This is a genomic window from Litorilituus lipolyticus, assembly GCF_006439335.1.
In the GTDB taxonomy this organism is placed as follows: domain Bacteria; phylum Pseudomonadota; class Gammaproteobacteria; order Enterobacterales; family Alteromonadaceae; genus Colwellia; species Colwellia lipolytica.
Genome location: NZ_SAWY01000036.1, coordinates 274,549 through 291,661 on the forward strand (window position 1 = coordinate 274,549; position 17,113 = coordinate 291,661).

General features: G+C 40.3%; 14 protein-coding genes. 2 read left to right on the forward strand and 12 right to left on the reverse strand.

Annotated features, from left to right (window positions below; all coding sequences use genetic code 11):
* Positions 1 to 10: 10 nt before the first annotated feature.
* The 3 genes from EPA86_RS14705 to EPA86_RS14715 form a co-directional block, all read right to left on the reverse strand.
* The gene (locus EPA86_RS14705) at positions 11 to 3,055 is read right to left on the reverse strand and encodes an efflux RND transporter permease subunit (protein ID WP_140604930.1); all 3,045 of its coding nucleotides are present in this window, start codon (positions 3,053 to 3,055) and stop codon (positions 11 to 13) included.
* An 8-nt stretch (positions 3,056 to 3,063) separates the two neighbouring features.
* Positions 3,064 to 4,149 (reverse strand): efflux RND transporter periplasmic adaptor subunit, encoded by a 1,086-nt coding sequence (locus EPA86_RS14710; RefSeq protein ID WP_140604933.1) that lies wholly within the window; start codon positions 4,147 to 4,149, stop codon positions 3,064 to 3,066.
* A 110-nt stretch (positions 4,150 to 4,259) separates the two neighbouring features.
* Positions 4,260 to 4,982: a TetR/AcrR family transcriptional regulator gene (locus tag EPA86_RS14715; RefSeq protein WP_140604935.1), complete on the reverse strand. Its 723-nt coding sequence runs from the start codon at positions 4,980 to 4,982 to the stop codon at positions 4,260 to 4,262.
* A gap of 140 nt (positions 4,983 to 5,122) precedes the next feature.
* Between EPA86_RS14715 and EPA86_RS14720 the strand changes: the two genes are divergently transcribed.
* Positions 5,123 to 5,404, forward strand: coding sequence for an acylphosphatase (locus tag EPA86_RS14720; protein WP_140604937.1), 282 nt, complete (start codon positions 5,123 to 5,125; stop codon positions 5,402 to 5,404).
* A gap of 13 nt (positions 5,405 to 5,417) precedes the next feature.
* On the opposite strand, the gene EPA86_RS14725 is transcribed toward EPA86_RS14720, so the two are convergent.
* From EPA86_RS14725 to ilvG, 8 genes are all read right to left on the reverse strand, one after another.
* Complete coding sequence (locus tag EPA86_RS14725) at positions 5,418 to 5,777, reverse strand: hypothetical protein (RefSeq protein WP_140604939.1); 360 nt, start codon at positions 5,775 to 5,777, stop codon at positions 5,418 to 5,420.
* 20 nt (positions 5,778 to 5,797) lie between these two features.
* Positions 5,798 to 6,241 carry a hypothetical protein gene (locus EPA86_RS14730; protein WP_140604941.1) on the reverse strand — a complete coding sequence of 148 codons (444 nt, stop codon included), beginning with the start codon at positions 6,239 to 6,241 and terminating at the stop codon, positions 5,798 to 5,800.
* A gap of 86 nt (positions 6,242 to 6,327) precedes the next feature.
* On the reverse strand, positions 6,328 to 7,260 hold the full coding sequence (locus EPA86_RS14735) for a prohibitin family protein (protein ID WP_140604943.1): 933 nt from the start codon (positions 7,258 to 7,260) through the stop codon (positions 6,328 to 6,330).
* Between the two features lie 126 nt (positions 7,261 to 7,386).
* Positions 7,387 to 8,961: a threonine ammonia-lyase, biosynthetic gene (gene ilvA / locus EPA86_RS14740; protein WP_140604945.1), complete on the reverse strand. Its 1,575-nt coding sequence runs from the start codon at positions 8,959 to 8,961 to the stop codon at positions 7,387 to 7,389.
* A gap of 32 nt (positions 8,962 to 8,993) precedes the next feature.
* Complete coding sequence (ilvD, locus tag EPA86_RS14745; RefSeq protein ID WP_140604947.1) at positions 8,994 to 10,856, reverse strand: dihydroxy-acid dehydratase; 1,863 nt, start codon at positions 10,854 to 10,856, stop codon at positions 8,994 to 8,996.
* A gap of 151 nt (positions 10,857 to 11,007) precedes the next feature.
* Positions 11,008 to 11,934: a branched-chain amino acid transaminase gene (locus EPA86_RS14750; RefSeq protein ID WP_140604949.1), complete on the reverse strand. Its 927-nt coding sequence runs from the start codon at positions 11,932 to 11,934 to the stop codon at positions 11,008 to 11,010.
* 92 nt (positions 11,935 to 12,026) lie between these two features.
* On the reverse strand, positions 12,027 to 12,296 hold the full coding sequence (gene ilvM, locus EPA86_RS14755) for an acetolactate synthase 2 small subunit (RefSeq protein ID WP_140604951.1): 270 nt from the start codon (positions 12,294 to 12,296) through the stop codon (positions 12,027 to 12,029).
* A 1-nt stretch (position 12,297) separates the two neighbouring features.
* Positions 12,298 to 13,962: an acetolactate synthase 2 catalytic subunit gene (ilvG, locus tag EPA86_RS14760; protein WP_140604953.1), complete on the reverse strand. Its 1,665-nt coding sequence runs from the start codon at positions 13,960 to 13,962 to the stop codon at positions 12,298 to 12,300.
* Between the two features lie 631 nt (positions 13,963 to 14,593).
* On the opposite strand from ilvG, the gene EPA86_RS14765 reads away from it, so the two are divergent.
* The gene (locus EPA86_RS14765; RefSeq protein ID WP_140604955.1) at positions 14,594 to 16,117 is read left to right on the forward strand and encodes a YifB family Mg chelatase-like AAA ATPase; all 1,524 of its coding nucleotides are present in this window, start codon (positions 14,594 to 14,596) and stop codon (positions 16,115 to 16,117) included.
* A gap of 17 nt (positions 16,118 to 16,134) precedes the next feature.
* Here EPA86_RS14765 and ilvY read toward each other — a convergent pair whose 3' ends face one another.
* Positions 16,135 to 17,028, reverse strand: a complete 894-nt coding sequence (gene ilvY, locus EPA86_RS14770; protein WP_140604957.1) for an HTH-type transcriptional activator IlvY — start codon at positions 17,026 to 17,028, stop codon at positions 16,135 to 16,137.
* Positions 17,029 to 17,113 lie beyond the last annotated feature (85 nt).

Here is a 17,113-nt window from a genome sequence, read left to right on the forward strand (position 1 = left end):
TGCTAGTCTTTTACGCCACTTTTGCTCTTTTCTCGGCTAGCAATAAGTAAAAGCTTGGTAAAATAAACAGCGTAAATAGTGTGCCAATAAACATACCGGCAACTAATATAATACCAATACTATTTCTTGCTTCAGCACCCGCTCCGGTTACTAACACTAATGGGAAGTGACCTAAAATAGTGGCGGCCGTTGTCATTAATATTGGACGCAACCTTGTTGTTGCGGCTTCCGTAACTGCTGCCAGTTTGTTTGCGCCTTGCTCTTGAGCGTGGTTTGCAAATTCAACAATTAAAATCCCGTTTTTCGCAATGAGGCCAATCAAGGTAATTAAACCAATTTGCGAGTAAATGTTGATAGTTGTCAGCTCAACATAAGGAATAAGTAATGCACCGGACAAGGCTAAAGGTACACAACCTAATAGCACTACTAGCGGATCTCTAAAGCTATTAAATTGAATTGCCAGTACTAGGAAAACTATGAGCAATGAAATGGCTAATACCATGATCAGGGTATTCCCTTCTTGGCGAAGTTGTCGAGATTCACCCGCATAATCAATAGAGTAACCTAACGGTAATATCTCGCTGGCGGTTTTCTCTAATGTACTTAATGCCGCTTCTTTACTCGAGCCTGGCGCGACAGCACCATAAACTCTGAAAGCATTTTGCTGAGCAAAAGTGCCTAGTTGTCTAGGGACAGTTTTCCATTCTAAATCGGCAACAGCAGAAATAGGCATGAGCTCGCCCGTTGGTAATTTAATATTTAAAGAAAGAATGGCCTCAGTTTTTGTACGAACATCGTCACTAACAATAGGAATAACACGATAAGCTTTACCGTTATCATCAAAGCGGTTGACGAAATTATTAGAAAGCAAAATACCTAATTGTTGGCTAACTTCAGCAATGCTTATGCCTAAATCAGCGACTTTTTGTCGGTTTATATTCAGCTCAACTTGCGGTAAATCTATCTTTAAATCTGTATCGGCGTAAATAAACTGCCCGCTGCCAAAGGCAGCACCTACTAGCTGATCGGCATATTGCTTCATTTCACTAAAAGGTGCTGAAGATTTAACAACCATTTCTATTTCAAATTGTCCTGAACTCGGTAATGAAGCCGGTAGGATAGGTAGCATGTTTAATCCTGGAATTTGGGCTAATTTACCGTAAATCTGTGGCAAAATTGATTGAGCACTAAAGTCACGTTCATCAGCATTAACTAGTTCTAAACCGCCAAAGCCGCCTGAGCCAAAAATAATTTGCCAAATTTGTTTACCGCCTTCAATCTCTTGTAAACTATCAACCACAGGTCCCATTTGACCTACATTGTAAGTTAATGATGAATCGGGTGGTGATTGAATAACAAACATAACACCAGCTTGATCTTCTACGGGTGCGAGCTCTTTTTGTGAAAACAGGTAGAAAGGCACGGCTAATAATGAAACGACAAAAGCAATAAGAAACACTTGCCCTTTCCAGTTAAAGATATGAGTTAATAACTTTCCATAAGCGTTTTGAACCTTATCAAAAAGGTGATTCACTTTTTGAGTTAACCATCCTTCTTGGCCACCTTTTGGTGATACATAGGCACTCATGATAGGCGATAATGTGATGGCAACAATGCCTGAAATAATGACAGCAATAGCCAAAGTAAAGGCGAACTCTTTAAATAATACACCCGTTAACCCTGATAAAAAGCCGATAGGTGCATAAACTGCGGCGAGGGTTAAGGTCATGGAGATAATAGGTACTAAGAGCTGTCTTGAGCTGATTAACGCCGCATCAACTTTCGACATGCCTTCACGCATGAGTCTGGCGACATTTTCAACAACAACAATGGCATCATCAACCACTAAGCCCACCGATAATACAATGGCTAGTACGGTAAGTAAGTTGAGCGAAAAGCCCATCATCGCCATGGCTGCAATTGCACCCAGTATTGAGATAGGAATAGTAATTAACGGCACAATGGCACTTCTAAATGAACCCATTAATAGTAAAACAACTAGGCCAACTAAAATGACCGTTTCAATGAGCGTGGTAAAAATTTCTTTTAAGGCATCACGCATGTATAAGGTGCCATCATAGGCAAAATCTATGGAAAGCCCTTGAGGCAACGTTTTATTTAGCTCAGCTACTTTTTTATATAAACGATCACCTATGGCTATTTCATTGGCGCCAGGTAGTGGCCATACAGAAATATAAACAGCATCATTTTCGTTAAGTCTAGCTGTTACGTTGCTGTCTTCTGCCGCAAGCTCAATGGTTGCGATATCTTTTAAATAGATGTTCGCACCATCAATTTCTGCTACAACGAGTTGCTCAAACTCTGCGACGTTACGCAGTTGGGTGTTAGCTACAATATCAATTTTCTGACGATTGTTTTCAACATACCCCATAGTGGCAATAGTGTTATTTGATTGCAGTGCTTGATAAACATCGCTAGCACTTAAATTAAAGGTCGTGAGCGCTTGAGCGTTTAACCAGACACGCATAGCTGGCGTTCTCGCGCCTTCTATGCCAACACGTTGCACACCTTCAATTGAGTTGAGTATCGGGTTAACTTGTCGGGTTAAGTAGTCAGTAATACGCGATAAGTCATTGCCATTGGCATGGACATTGAGGTAGAAAACAGCGAAAGGTCGGTCAGCACGGCTAACAGAAACTACAGGATCTTGAGATCCAGAGGGTAATTCATAGCGAATTTGACCTAAACGTGCGGTTAACTCAGCTAAGGCTAATGTACTATTTTCGTTAAGCTTTAACCAAGCCGTAACTTTACTGCTGCCTGAGGTGCTGGTGGAATCAACATACTCAACACCAGGCACGGTAGCCGCCACGCGTTCTATGGGCTCAGTGATAAAGCCCTGAACAACATCAGCAGATGCACCAATGTAATAAGTGTCAATGACTAAAGAGGCACTTTCAATTTTAGGAAATTGCAACACAGGAATTTTACTTGCTGACCAAATACCAGCAATACAGATAATGATGGATAGTACAATGGCGACGACAGGGCGACGGACAAAGATATCCATTACTGAAGGTTTAGAATCGTTCATGATACTCCCTATTGCGCCGCGTTTTCATTGACGATATAGACTTTCATGCCCGGAAATAACTTAAAAGCACCTTTACTCGCAATTAATTGTCCAGGCTTTAAGCCATTGGTAATCATAACCGTATCACCTTGACGTTCACCCAGTTCAACCTTGGTTTGCTGTGCGCGATAGTCACCGTTGTCATCTTTAGCCAATAAAAAGACATAATTCCCTAGAGAGTCACGCTTGATCGCAAGGTCTGGTACTGATGTTAATGTTTGCTGTTTTGCAATAGGTGCATGTACAGTCACTAGCGTATTTGGTTTTAATAACAATTCTTTCGATGAAATCTGAGCACGATATTTTAAATGACGAGATTGCTTAGATAGTTGTGGGTCAACGGCAATAATTTCAGCAGTGTAAGATTGTGCTTGATTCATAGGTGTTACTTGGATTTTAGAACCGACAGTGAGCTCTTGATAAAGCTGTGGTAGATAAAAATCAATCCAAGTGTAGTCATTAATACCAACGATAGAAAACACCTTACTATTGTTATCGAGATATTGCCCAATTTCTAAAGTATGAATTGCTATTCGACCTTTAAATGGTGCGATAAGTTGCTTCTTTGAAATGGCAGTTGTTAACACGGCAATATCTGATTTCGCAATATCGACGGCAGCTTGTGCTTTATCGACTTGTTCTTCACTAATTTCTTTGTTTTTCTGCAGTTCAATATAGCGAGCATGTGTTTGCTCATTTAGTGCAAGAGTTGCTTTTGCAGCAATTAACCTAGCATTTTCATCACGGTGATCTAACTCAAGTAATACTTGCCCTTCATCAACAATACTACCTGAATGGGCATTTAATTGGGTTATAACACCCGCTAACTCATTGTTTAGTTCTAAATATTTGAAAGCTTGAACTTCACCGCTGACTTGCACCTGCTTTTGGAAGTTTGTAGATTTTGCCTCAATTGCATTTACCGTTGCTGAAGGCTCTGGCATGCTAGCCGCTTGGGCACTAGCCGTAGCTTGTAATGAGGTTTTGTAGCTATGTAAGCCAAAAATAAGGCCTGCCAATATGCTGATAACGATAATCCAGCGGATAAATTTCATGTTGTTTCCTTGTTCTCATTGGCTGTAGTTAAAACCAACGAATTGCTTGTTCAATAATAAGAGCGCTTTCATTAGCGGCATCTTTCATTAAGAATAGTTAATCTATTTGATTACCTTAAACCTGATTCTTCTAGGCATTGGCAGGTTACTAAAATGCTTTCTTTTGTAAGCTTTTCTCGCCAATCAAAGGTATTAAGTAATCGTTGCATGTTTCGTATATGTATGTGATCAGGTGATAATGCACCACAACTTTCACCTTCTGCAGGTAATTGGTTTATTTGCCAATTTTCATGAATACGCACTACCTGAAAATAACCTATCATCATTGACCAAGTCGAAATATCAATCTCGTCAATGTCATGATCAATAGAGACTAATTCACCAGAGTCAGCCGCTTGTTTTATAAAACTTTTGAAAGTGCTCTCACACACTTTTCCACAGTTAACCATATGATCAACCCACCTCGGTGAGCATCTTTTCATCATGGCGTTAGTATTTACAATGCTTTCAAGTTGATCATCAAATGAATACATCTGAACTTTTGCACAACTCAGTAAACTCATTGCAATAATACGCTGAGGTGTGCTTAAGGGTAATGACAATACTTGTTTATAAGTGCTATGACGCTGCTGGTACATATTCGTTGCAAGTGCAATTAATACATCTTCTTTGCATTGCACGAATTTATAAACAGATCCCATCGAAAGGCCAGCTAACTTAGCAATCGCTGACATTGAAAAATCAAGTAAATTGGTTTGCTCTATCACTTCGATAGCAGCATTTAAAATTAACTTTTCTTGCTCAGCAGGGCTATGCTTGGGGGCTGGAGCCATTATACACCTCTGTATTGTAACTTTGTTCGAATGGTATTCGAACGTGATTATAGTTTGATTTCTGCTAAGATCAAGTGCTATCTTGAACAAAGTTAATCAAGTGATTGTTTTAATGAATAAAAATAAAGTGGAAAAAAATCATGACTAGCAATAGCATCAAAGCCATCGTGAGTGGCAAAGTACAAAAGGTTTGGTTTCGTGCCAATACACAAAAGAAAGCGCAGGAACTAAAGGTAGTCGGTCACGCAATAAATTTAACTAATGGTGATGTTGAAGTATTGGCTTATGGCGATAAAGTACAATTACAGACCTTAATCGATTGGCTACATATTGGTTCAGAAAAATCTGAGGTAAAACAGGTTGCTGTGACTGAGTTAGCTAGCGATGAATTAGCACACTTAACCAGTTTTACTACGGGGTAAATACTGAGTTCGCTTAGGTTAAGGTCGTATTAATTAGCATTGCAGGTAACCAGAAAATACTGGCAAATAGCACTGAACTAGTTAATAGCAATGCCACAGTATAGAAAGCCCCCTGAGTTAGAAAAATTTTCGGCTGCATCAATGCACTTTGCTGAAATGTTATACCGATGAAATTTAACTGTTTTTTTAACCAAGTCACTTTATTAATAAACCAAGTAAAATAAGGCTTGTAGTAGAGAAATAGGAAACCAAAAACCAGCTCGATTCCACCTAAGTCTGCCAGAAAAATAAACTCAGGCGCAAAAGGTACTACAGCGGCCATTAGCAAGATAAAAAGCCACTGCTGAGTTTTTGAAAGTTCATTCCAATTCATATTAAGTTCATCCAAAAATTTTAATGCTGTGAGTTTTGTGTTTTGCGACCGATATTGGCTTTGGTTAGCAGTGAAAACATTCGCTCAGCAATAAGTGGTAAAAAAATCATTAATAGCCAATCTTTAGTGTGAATTATGCGCTGATATTGGGCGGCTTCAATTAATACAGGCTCCATACTATAAGGCATAGAGAATAAAGATAATGGCAAAGCTATAATTAAACTAATAATGACAGTGTTTGAGTTATAAAACTTTTTTATTAATAAAGCGCATATGAATGCACTAATAAAAAGGCTGACATTATGAGGAATACCAATAACCATGAGATAGGCGAGATCATTACCTTCTACCTTGGGTAATAAGGGAGGTATAACCTTATGAAAAATTGGTAGTAACAACATAAACAAAAAGGGATATAGGATAGAAAGTGCTACGGTTTTTGCTGAAAATATGAAGTAATTCATCGTCATTCCTAACTTTTGTATGATACAAAATAATCCTACTGCTCTTTTAGTTAATAAAAGAGCAGCATCCATTTTAGATTAATGCATTATTTTTCTTTCATATTCCACAGAATATCCTGACCACTACCCATTACCGTGGTAGGTAATTTGCCATCCCATTGCTGTGCTTTTACGTAATCAACCAAGACTTGGCTGGTTTGAATTGCTTCAGCCTTTTTCTTAATTGCTTCTGCTTCGGCTAAACCTTTTACTTTGATGGCTTCTGCTTCTGCTTTGGCTTCTATGGTAATGGCATATGCTGAACCATCTGCTCGGGCTTTTTCTGCGTCACGCTTTGCTTCTGCAGTGTTAACTTCACGTTGCGCTTCTAGCTTTTGACGCTCTAAGCGGTGCTTTTCAGCAGCGGCTAAGTTTTTCTCTGTCTGTTTTGTTTCGATACTTTGTAAGTATTTTTTTGGCAGAATTAAATTTTCAATTTGTACACTATCAAGTTTTACCGGAAACTCAGCCATGGCTGATAATAAAGTTTCTTCAATTTTCTGAATGACTTGTCCACGGTTTTGGATGATTTGCTCGGCTTTAAAGCGTGCTAAGGCATCTTTTGTTGCTGAACGTAAGCGAGGATCTAATATTCGGTTTTCAAATTGATCTAAACCGCCATAGCCCTTGTAAAGTTCAAATGCTTCAGCGCGAATAACTGTCCAGTTAACAGAAACTTCAGCTTGGACAGGCATTTGTTCAAAAGTAGAAGCCTTAAGGTTTTCAGTATTTTTACGAGTACGTATTTCAAGTTCTTCAATACCATCGGCAAAAGGCACTTTGGTATGCAAACCAGGGTTGACTTGGGTTGTTGCTTCACCAAAACGTTTGACGATGCCAACATGACCTTCATCAATAGTGTAAAATACTTGCCATAAAACGATACCGCTGATTATAGCGATGGCAGCTTTTCCTAGATGTTTGCCTGCTTGTGCGGTATCAACATTTGCGGTGTTTTTGGTTAGTCCTTTGTTTAGCATAATGACTCCTTTGCTATTTTTATAATTGTTTTATTGTTTCCATGACATAATATGACCAACTTGACATATTATGTCAAGTTGGTCATTGCATTTGCTTTGCTGTAAAGGGGAGTTTTACTTAAGGAGTTAACTTAAAAAAGTTTGATAAGCGAGGTTGTCAGTTTCCTCTTGCCACTGGTAACCAAGGGCGTCAAGGTGTTGAAAAAACTCTTTTTCTTTTTCAGGGCTGATTTCAAAACCTGCCAGCACTTGTCCAAAGGCAGCGCCATGGTTTCGGTAGTGGAACAAGGTAATATTCCATAATTCGCCCATAGCGGCTAAAAACTTCTCTAGTGCACCAGGGTGTTCTGGAAATTCAAAACTAAATAAACGCTCTTCCTTTTGACTACTGGTGTCGTTATTTTTGCCACCAATCATATAACGGATATGCAGTTTAGCTAACTCATTATCAGTAAAGTCTCTTACAAGATAATTAGCATTGGTTAAGCTTTGTAATAATTCCTGCCTTTCTTGAACACTACCACCCAAGCGAATGCCAACAAAAATCTCAGCGCTAGGTTTGCCTGAATAACGGTAATTAAACTCAGTAATTGCGCGGTTTCCTATGGCTTTACAAAAGCGCTTGAAGCTGCCTTTTTCTTCAGGAATAGTAACCGCAAGTACGGCCTCTTTTTTCTCTCCTAACTCACAACGCTCTGATACATAGCGCAAACTATGAAAATTCATGTTAGCGCCTGAAAGAACAGCCGCTAGGGATTTTCCACCCGTTTCATTATTGGCTTGTTGTAATTGACAATATTTTTGTAACCCTGCTAAGGATAGAGCACCCGCTGGTTCTGCGATAACCCGTGTTTGCTCAAAAATATCTTTGATTGAAGCACAAATTTCATCAGTGGTAACAGTGATCACTTCATCACAATAGCGATTGATTAAATCAAAAGTATGCTCGCCTATACGCTTTACTGCTACGCCATCAGCAAATAAGCCGACTTGCTCTAAATCTACGGGATGGCCTGCATCTAATGCGGCTTTCAAGCAGGCGGAATCTTGCGCTTCCACCCCTATGATTTTAGTTTCTGGACTGAGTTGCTTTAAGTAAACAGCCATACCTGCCAGTAAGCCACCGCCACCTACAGGCACAAAAACTACGTCTGCTTGAGGTAACTGTTGTAATAACTCTTTGGCGACGGTGCCTTGTCCGGCAATAACTTCTATATCATCAAAAGGGTGGATTAGGGTTTTCTGCTCTTGTTCAGCAAACTCAATTGAAGCGGCCTGTGCTTCGTTAAAGCTATTACCAACCAAGCGAACTTCACCACCAAAGCGACGCACATTGTCTACTTTGATATCTGGTGTGGTTTTTGGCATGACGATGGTAGCTTTGATACCAAGTTTATTCGCCGCTAAGGCTAAGCCTTGAGCATGATTACCCGCTGATGCAGCGATAACACCGTGAATACATTGCGCTTCAGTTAAACTCGACAGCTTGTTATAAGCCCCTCTGAGTTTGAATGAATGCACAGGCTGCTGATCTTCACGCTTTAAGTAGATTTGATTACCAAATCGAGCAGAAAGTTTCGTTAAAGGAGTTAAATCAGTTTCAACGACAACATCATAGATAGGTGCGAGCAATATGCGACGCAAATAATCTAATTCTTGTGCTTGCTGAGCTAACAACTCTTGGCTTTGTTCTTCAGTCATAATGGGTGCTTACATTAGAGTGTAATTATTGCTTACTTATCAGTTAAGCCGTCAAGTAAGTCTCTGTTACGTACCGCGCCTTTATCGGCACTGGTTGCTAACATCGCATAGTTCTTTAACGCATAGCTGATTGGACGAATACGATCTGCTGGTTTCCAAGCATTTTTACCTTTAACATCCATATTCGCTTTACGCTGAGCTAATACTTCTTCACTGACATTTAAAGTGATTGCACGATTTGGAATGTCGATGTGAATAATGTCGCCCTGCTCAACTAAAGCGATGGTGCCGCCACTTGCTGCTTCAGGCGAAACATGGCCGATGGATAAGCCTGATGTACCACCAGAGAAACGACCATCAGTTAATAAGGCACACGCTTTACCTAAGCCCATCGATTTTAAGTAGGTGGTTGGATAAAGCATTTCTTGCATACCAGGGCCACCTTTTGGTCCTTCGTAGCGTATAACCACGACTTCACCGGCAACGACATCACCATTTAAAATGCCATTTACGGCATCATCTTGGCTTTCAAAAACATGTGCAGGGCCAGTAAAGGTTAGGTTATCATCACTGACACCTGCTGTTTTTACCACACAGCCGTCAAGGGCGATATTACCTGAAAGTACTGCTAAGCCACCTTCAGTGGAAAAAGCGTTGTCAATTGAGCGAATACAACCGTTTTCTCGGTCATCATCTAAGGTGTCCCAACGACAATCTTGGCTAAAGGCTTGTGTAGTACGAATACCCGCAGGGCCCGCACGATAAAACTCCTTAACCTCTTCATTATCGGTGACTTTAATATCATATTGTTTGATGACATCAGCTAAGGTTGTACCTAAGACATTAGGGACATCGGTGTTTAATAAGTTAGCACGAGCTAACTCACCTAAGATAGCAACCACACCGCCAGCACGATGAACATCTTCCATATGGTAGTCAGGTGTTGAAGGCGCAACTTTACAAAGCTGTGGAACAATACGAGACAATTTATCCATGTCTTCCATGGTGTAATCTATTTCTGCTTCTTGAGCCGTTGCAAGCAAATGTAAAATAGTATTAGTTGAACCACCCATGGCAATGTCTAAACACATTGCGTTATGAATCGCCTCTTTATTGGCAATATTACGCGGCAGGGCACTTTCATCATCGTTTTGATAATAACGTTTAGTTAATTCAACAATTTCTTTACCTGCTTTTAAGAATAACTGTTTACGATCAGCGTGGGTTGCTAGCATGGAACCATTGCCTGGTAATGCTAAACCTAGTGCTTCAGCTAAACAGTTCATTGAGTTGGCCGTAAACATGCCTGAACAAGAACCACATGTAGGGCAAGCAGAGCGCTCAACTTCATCACTTTGTTCATCAGATACTGTTGGGTCAGCGCCTTGAATCATGGCATCAACTAAATCAAGTTTGATTATTTGATCAGAAAGCTTGGTTTTACCTGCTTCCATTGGGCCGCCTGAAACGAAAATAACCGGGATATTTAAACGCATCGCTGCCATTAACATACCTGGAGTAATTTTGTCGCAGTTTGAGATACACACCATGGCATCAGCACAGTGTGCATTTACCATGTACTCGACAGAATCAGCAATGAGATCTCTTGATGGTAAGCTGTAAAGCATACCGCTATGGCCCATGGCAATACCATCATCAACGGCAATAGTGTTAAATTCTTTGGCAACACCACCAGCTTCTTCAATTGCGCCGGCAACTAATTGTCCCATATCTTTTAAATGTACGTGGCCGGGTACAAATTGGGTGAAAGAATTAACCACGGCAATAATAGGTTTTCCAAAGTCATTATCTTTCATACCTGTTGCTCGCCATAATGCGCGAGCACCAGCCATATTACGACCTTGAGTTGAAGTTGCTGATCTTAATTTTGCCATGGTCTTACTACCTGTTAATCATTCAGAATACGTTTAAAAGAAATATAATTTGAGCAATGGGCTATAAAAACCGATTGATAAAATGATACTTGAGGAAAGAAAGCTAAACGCTAATGGCATTAACGTTTAGCTTAGCGAGCTGACCTAATGATTATTCAACAGGTTCTAACCAGCCCCATTTGTCTTCTGTAGTACCATCAAAGATACCAAAGAAAGCTTCTTGTAGCGCTTTAGTTACTGGACCGCGAGAACCGTCACCAACAGGTAAGCCATCTACTGACTTAACTGGAACGATTTCTGTTGCTGTGCCTGTCATAAAGAATTCATCAGCAAGGTACAATGCATCACGCGCGATAGTTTCTTCACGCACTTCATAACCTAAGTCTTTCGCTAGCACCATTACGGCATCACGCGTTAAACCTGATAAAATTGAAGCACTACCTGGAGGTGTGTAAATAACGCCTTTACGTACTAAGAATAAGTTTTGACCTGCGCCTTCACTGATTTGGTTGTTAACGTCCATTGCAATACCTTCAGTGTAACCATGACGGCCAGCTTCCATAGAAATTAGCTGTGAAGATAGGTAATTACCACCAGCTTTTGCAGCGGTAGGCATAGTGTTTGGTGCTAAGCGGTTCCAACTTGAAACACCAACTTCTACGCCATTTTCAATGGCATCAGCGCCTAAGTAAGCTTCCCAGCTAAAAGCGGCGATCATTAAATCAGCTTCTGCATCTGCAGGTGGACGAAGCCCCATGCCTACATCGCCTAAAAAGGCTAACGGACGTAAATATGCTGCTTTAAGATCGTTTTTTACAACAGAGTCTTTACACGCTTGTACAACTTCTGCATTCGTGTAAGGAATCGTCATTCGGTAAATTTTTGCTGAATCGAATAAACGATCAATATGCTCTTGCAAGCGGAAGATACACGTACCTTTGTGAGTGTTATAGGCGCGAATACCTTCAAAAACTGATGAACCATAATGAAGTGCGTGACTCATTACGTGAACCGTGGCATTTTGCCAAGGCATGAGTTCACCGTTAAACCAAATATATTCTGCGTTTACTTTTGCCATGTTCTTTTTCCTAATAATGTATTTCTAACTGATTAACTTTTAAGGATAAATTTTAGCTAAAACAGTCTTTTTATGGGTGCTGTAATAATTTGTTAGGCGCTATGTTGTTGCGCGCCTTTATTGTCGGCCTTATTGTCTACCTTGACACCCTTTATGTCGATCAGTTTATTGATTTGATCGATTAAAAGTTCAATTGGTCGTTCACTACTGACGTATAACTCAATAGTTGCTATTTGATTACCCGTATTAACTTGCGCATTGATACCATTGATTAAAAAACCACGGTAACGTGTGACCTGTAGTATTCTTTCTAAGACAACTTGTCTGTCATCAGTCATGATAATTAATTTGTAATTGTTCATGTTACACGCTCTCCATCATTTTATCGTTGGCAGTATTAGGCGGCACTAATGGCCAAACGTTGTCTTTTGCATCAATTTTCACATGTAATAAATAAGGGCCTTGATGATCTATCATTTCTTCAAGCGCTTCAGTGACTTGGCTCTTTTCAGTAATCGTTTGTGCTTTGATTTCAAATGAGCGGGCTAGCTGACAAAAATCTGGGTTATCTGCTAAATCTGTTTCGCTTAAGCGACCATCAAAGAATAAATCTTGCCATTGACGAACCATGCCTAGTTTTGCATTGTCGATAAGTAAGATTTTTACCGGTATTTGATAACGCTTTATTGTTGCTAATTCTTGCACGTTCATCATGATAGAACCGTCACCTGAAACAGCAATAACGGTGTCGTGTGGTCGGCTAATTTGCGCACCTATAGCTGCAGGTAAACCAAAGCCCATAGTACCCATGCCACCACTGGTTAAAAAGTTACATGGATCATCAACGCTGATATGCTGTGCAGACCACATTTGATGTTGTCCAACATCGGTGGTAATACAGGTGTTTTTTGGCATTAAATCACTCATTTCTTTGAGCACTGCGGGTGCAAAAATTTTGCTGCCAGGGTGGTCGTATCGCCAGCCAAAATCAGCTTTCATTTGTTGAACTTTTTCTTGCCAACCACTGATATTTAATGACATAGACAATAGCGGTAAATTGGCCTTTAAATCACCTAAAATCGCAGCATCAGCAAAGCGTCTTTTATTAATTTCAGCAGTATCAATATCAAAATGAATGACCTTAGCATTTGGTGCAAATTCATTCAGTTTTCCTGTTACACGGTCATCAAAACGAGCACCAACCACGACCAATAAATCGCATTCTTGAACCGCTAAATTAGAGGCTTTGGTACCATGCATACCTAACATACCAAGATAATTTTCATTATCAGCATTAATGGCGCCTAAGCCTTTTAACGTTGAAACACTTGGCATACCTGTTTGGTTGGCGAAATCACGGACTTCATCAATAGCATTGGCCATACCAACACCACCACCCACATAAAGAATTGGCTGTTTAGCATGGGTTAGTATATCGATAGCATTGCTGATATCTGCTAAAGGCAATTGCACTTTATTGGTTAAATGTGAAAACTCTTCTAAACGGCTTGTTACTTCAGCTTGTTGAATATCTTTAGGAATATCAACAAGTACTGGACCTTGTCGACCTTCTAACGCAATTTCAAAAGCTTGGTGAAGCACGTCTTCTAAATCATCAATATTGCTCACTTGAAATGAATGCTTTGTACAAGCGAGTGATAATCCGAAAATGTCAATTTCTTGGAAAGCATCACTACCCATAGCAGACGTTGCTACTTGGCCAGTAATGGCGACAACAGGTATTGAGTCAGCTAAGGCATCGGCAAGACCAGTGATCAGGTTAGTTGCCCCTGGTCCTGAGGTTGCCATGCACACACCAACTTTACCAGCAGCACGAGCATAGCCAACAGCTGAGAATGCGGCACCCTGTTCGTGACGGCAAAGAAAGTGTTTCACACTGCTATCGTAAAGCGCATCGTAAATAGGCATGATTGCACCACCAGGGTAACCAAAAACATGCTCTACACCATGTTGCTCTAATACTTCAAATAATAATCCGCCACCTGTTAAAGGTTTGCTGCTGCTCATGTTGATTCCAAAAATATTGTTTAAAAAAAAGAAAACCCTCGGTTCTTTCGAAGCGAGGGTTTGTTATTCAGTATTTTGCTTTTCTTTAGCTCAACGAAAACCCTCGAGGTGATTTAATAATCACTACGACGAGAATGTTAATAATAATTGAGTTAAAGTTTTTCATAGTTTCTCTTAGTTTTTCTAAGCTTTTTATTTTTGTTTTTATTAGCTATTTAATTAAGCTGAAAACCTTTCAGTTCACAGCCTTATTAAATTAGTACCATAGCAATAAGGCAGATAGCAAGAAGTTTTGTTATAGCTTTTTTGTGCAAAGCTTGAACAATCGTAATAACTAGTTAACCATAGTTGGGGATAACAACTTGCTTTCTAGCAGTCTATTTTCCTTAGTACAGCGTTATATTAGTTTGCAATAGGCTAGCTATTGGCGTACTAATTTGCCTTGTATTAAGAAAAATCGCCAAGCTAGAATAATGATAAATCTAGATTTACATACATTTCAAATAACTAGCTAATTTCTTATCTCGAGCTGAGGTTAGTTAGAAAACATAGACATCAAAAGGTAACCGCTCCCTGATTTATAAAAACTGAGCTACACTCAAATTGAAGGATAATATTAAAAGGATTTTATATGTCACTTGCCTGTGTTTATAGTCGTGCTCGTGTGGGGCTAACTGCTCCGCTGGTTACCGTAGAAGTTCACTTAGCCAATGGCCTACCGGCATTCAATATCGTCGGCCTCCCAGAAACCTCAGTTAAAGAATCTAAAGATAGAGTGCGCAGCGCTATAATCAATTGTGGTTATGAATTTCCTGCCAAGCGAATAACCATAAATCTTGCGCCAGCAGATCTACCCAAAGAAGGCGGTCGATTTGATTTACCCATTGCTGTTGGTATTTTAGCAGCTTCAGAACAGATACCTGAAATAGATCTTACTCACTATGAATTTGCAGGTGAATTGGCGCTATCAGGTGAACTTAGAGCAATTATTGGTGAAATCCCAATGACGATAGCTAGTTGTGAAAGTGGTAGAACTTTGATTATACCTGAGCAAAATACTGAACAAGCGAGTTGGGTTAAAAAAGCTAAAGTACATGGCCTTAGGCATTTAACGGAACTTTATCCACACTTTTCAAAGCAAAAAACTTTACCCTTTGTAACAGAAAGAGAGATAAAAGAGCAGCCATTGCAAAACTTATTGGATATGAGTGATGTAATCGGTCAGCCGTTTGCAAAACGAGCACTAGAGATTGCTGCTAGTGGTGCTCATAATTTGCTATTAATTGGCCCGCCAGGTACAGGAAAAACTATGTTAGCTAGTCGCTTGGCAGGTATTTTGCCGAAAATGACAGAGCAAGAAGCCCTTGAAATAGCGGCAGTGCAGTCAATTAGTCACCAAGTGATAGATCAACAATCATGGTTTAGAAGGCCTTTTAGAGCACCTCATCACACAGCATCATCAGCTGCTTTGGTGGGGGGTGGGAGCCAACCGAAACCAGGTGAGATTTCCTTAGCCCATAACGGTGTGTTGTTTCTTGATGAGCTACCTGAATTTGAGCGTAAAGTGCTTGATGTGCTACGTGAGCCAATGGAGTCTGGTGAAGTCACCATATCGAGAGCTTTGCAAAAACAATGTTTTCCGGCACGATTTCAGCTGATTGCAGCAATGAACCCGAGTCCAACAGGCTTTTATAACGATAATCGTAGTACCCCTGAACAAGTTCTGCGCTATTTAAACCGTTTATCAGGGCCATTTCTCGATCGTATTGATATCCAAATTGAAGTTGCTCGATTGCCTAAAGGCACTTGGGCACAAGATAGCACGGGCAATGAATCTAGTTTTACTGTCAGAGAACGTGTTGAAGCTTGCCGCGCTAAGCAAACAGCCAGACAAAGTAAGGCAAATGCTCACCTTGAAGCCAGTGAGTTAAAACTTCATTGCCAATTATCCGCTCAAGATAATGAATTTCTTGAACTTGCCGTTGAGAAATTAGGGTTATCGACACGTGCCCATCATAAAATATTAAAGATCGCGCGAACGTTGGCAGATATGGAACGAATTGAACATATCTCACATGATCATATCGTTGAGGCGCTATCTTATCGAGCAATGGATAGGCTATTACGGCATTTAACTAGTGCCGTTGCAGTGTGATGATAAGATCAGCTTCTCTATTGAATGGATTGGAAAAATGCTTGGATCAGTGGCTGAGAGCGCGTTTGATTCAAGCAGCAAATACCTAATTCAAAGGGGTCAATTTCACCGACATCACTCAAATATTGTACCCTGTCTTTGACGGGACTATTTTCCACTACAACCTGAGGAACTATGCCAACACCACAGCCCAAAGCAACCATACTCACTAAGGCTTCATGGCCTGAAACCGTGGCATAAATATTGGCTTTTCCTTGCTGTTTTTTGCGATACCAATGCTCAAACCGTTTTCTAGCAGGACCATGTTCAGGCAAGATAATCGGCATTTGAGACCAGGTTATTCCTTGAGCGGATGCGCTGGCTTGTTGCAGCTGTTGTTGTACTTTGCAATGCATTGTTGGCGCGATAACTGAAAGTGGTACCGTAGCCAAATGATGAAAAAAAACACTTCGAGGTAAGTTCTCTGGATTAGCGGCTATGGCAAAGTCGACTGATTGGCTTTGAAGTTGCTCAAGGGCATCGGCAGCATCACCTGTGGTTAGCATAATTTCTACCAAAGGATGAGCTGCTCTAAACCTATCTAACAAAGGGGGCAAATGGCTATAAGCCGCGGTTACTGAGCAATAAATATGAAGCTTACCCGTTAATGCTTGCTGTTCTTGAGCGATAGAGTTTTTGAAAGACTGCCATTGCTCTAACTGCTGCTCGGCAAAAAGTTTAAACTTCCTACCTTCTTCGGTTAGCACTACCGTGCGATTATCTCGATGTAGTAACTCACAAGCTAGCTCTTGCTCTAAACGTTGTATGGCTCTACTCAAGGTTGAAGGGCTCATGTGATGCGCTTGTGCAGTTTTGCCGAAGTGCAAAGTGGTAGCTAAGTGTTGAAATATCGCCAGTGCTTTTTGATCCATAATCAGACTTATGTTGTCATTTGTGGCAGTTAATTATTAGTATATTGCAAAAAACGCAACACTGCGATGCAAATATATCATTTTT

Coding starts and splice junctions, on each gene's coding strand:
- EPA86_RS14705 (WP_140604930.1), bottom strand. CDS start 3,055: ATGAACGATTCTAAACCTTCAGTAATGGATATCTTTGTCCGTCGCCCT.
- EPA86_RS14710 (WP_140604933.1), bottom strand. CDS start 4,149: ATGAAATTTATCCGCTGGATTATCGTTATCAGCATATTGGCAGGCCTT.
- EPA86_RS14715 (WP_140604935.1), bottom strand. CDS start 4,982: ATGGCTCCAGCCCCCAAGCATAGCCCTGCTGAGCAAGAAAAGTTAATT.
- EPA86_RS14720 (WP_140604937.1), top strand. CDS start 5,123: ATGACTAGCAATAGCATCAAAGCCATCGTGAGTGGCAAAGTACAAAAG.
- EPA86_RS14725 (WP_140604939.1), bottom strand. CDS start 5,777: ATGAATTGGAATGAACTTTCAAAAACTCAGCAGTGGCTTTTTATCTTG.
- EPA86_RS14730 (WP_140604941.1), bottom strand. CDS start 6,241: ATGAATTACTTCATATTTTCAGCAAAAACCGTAGCACTTTCTATCCTA.
- EPA86_RS14735 (WP_140604943.1), bottom strand. CDS start 7,260: ATGCTAAACAAAGGACTAACCAAAAACACCGCAAATGTTGATACCGCA.
- ilvA (WP_140604945.1), bottom strand. CDS start 8,961: ATGACTGAAGAACAAAGCCAAGAGTTGTTAGCTCAGCAAGCACAAGAA.
- ilvD (WP_140604947.1), bottom strand. CDS start 10,856: ATGGCAAAATTAAGATCAGCAACTTCAACTCAAGGTCGTAATATGGCT.
- EPA86_RS14750 (WP_140604949.1), bottom strand. CDS start 11,934: ATGGCAAAAGTAAACGCAGAATATATTTGGTTTAACGGTGAACTCATG.
- ilvM (WP_140604951.1), bottom strand. CDS start 12,296: ATGAACAATTACAAATTAATTATCATGACTGATGACAGACAAGTTGTC.
- ilvG (WP_140604953.1), bottom strand. CDS start 13,962: ATGAGCAGCAGCAAACCTTTAACAGGTGGCGGATTATTATTTGAAGTA.
- EPA86_RS14765 (WP_140604955.1), top strand. CDS start 14,594: ATGTCACTTGCCTGTGTTTATAGTCGTGCTCGTGTGGGGCTAACTGCT.
- ilvY (WP_140604957.1), bottom strand. CDS start 17,028: ATGGATCAAAAAGCACTGGCGATATTTCAACACTTAGCTACCACTTTG.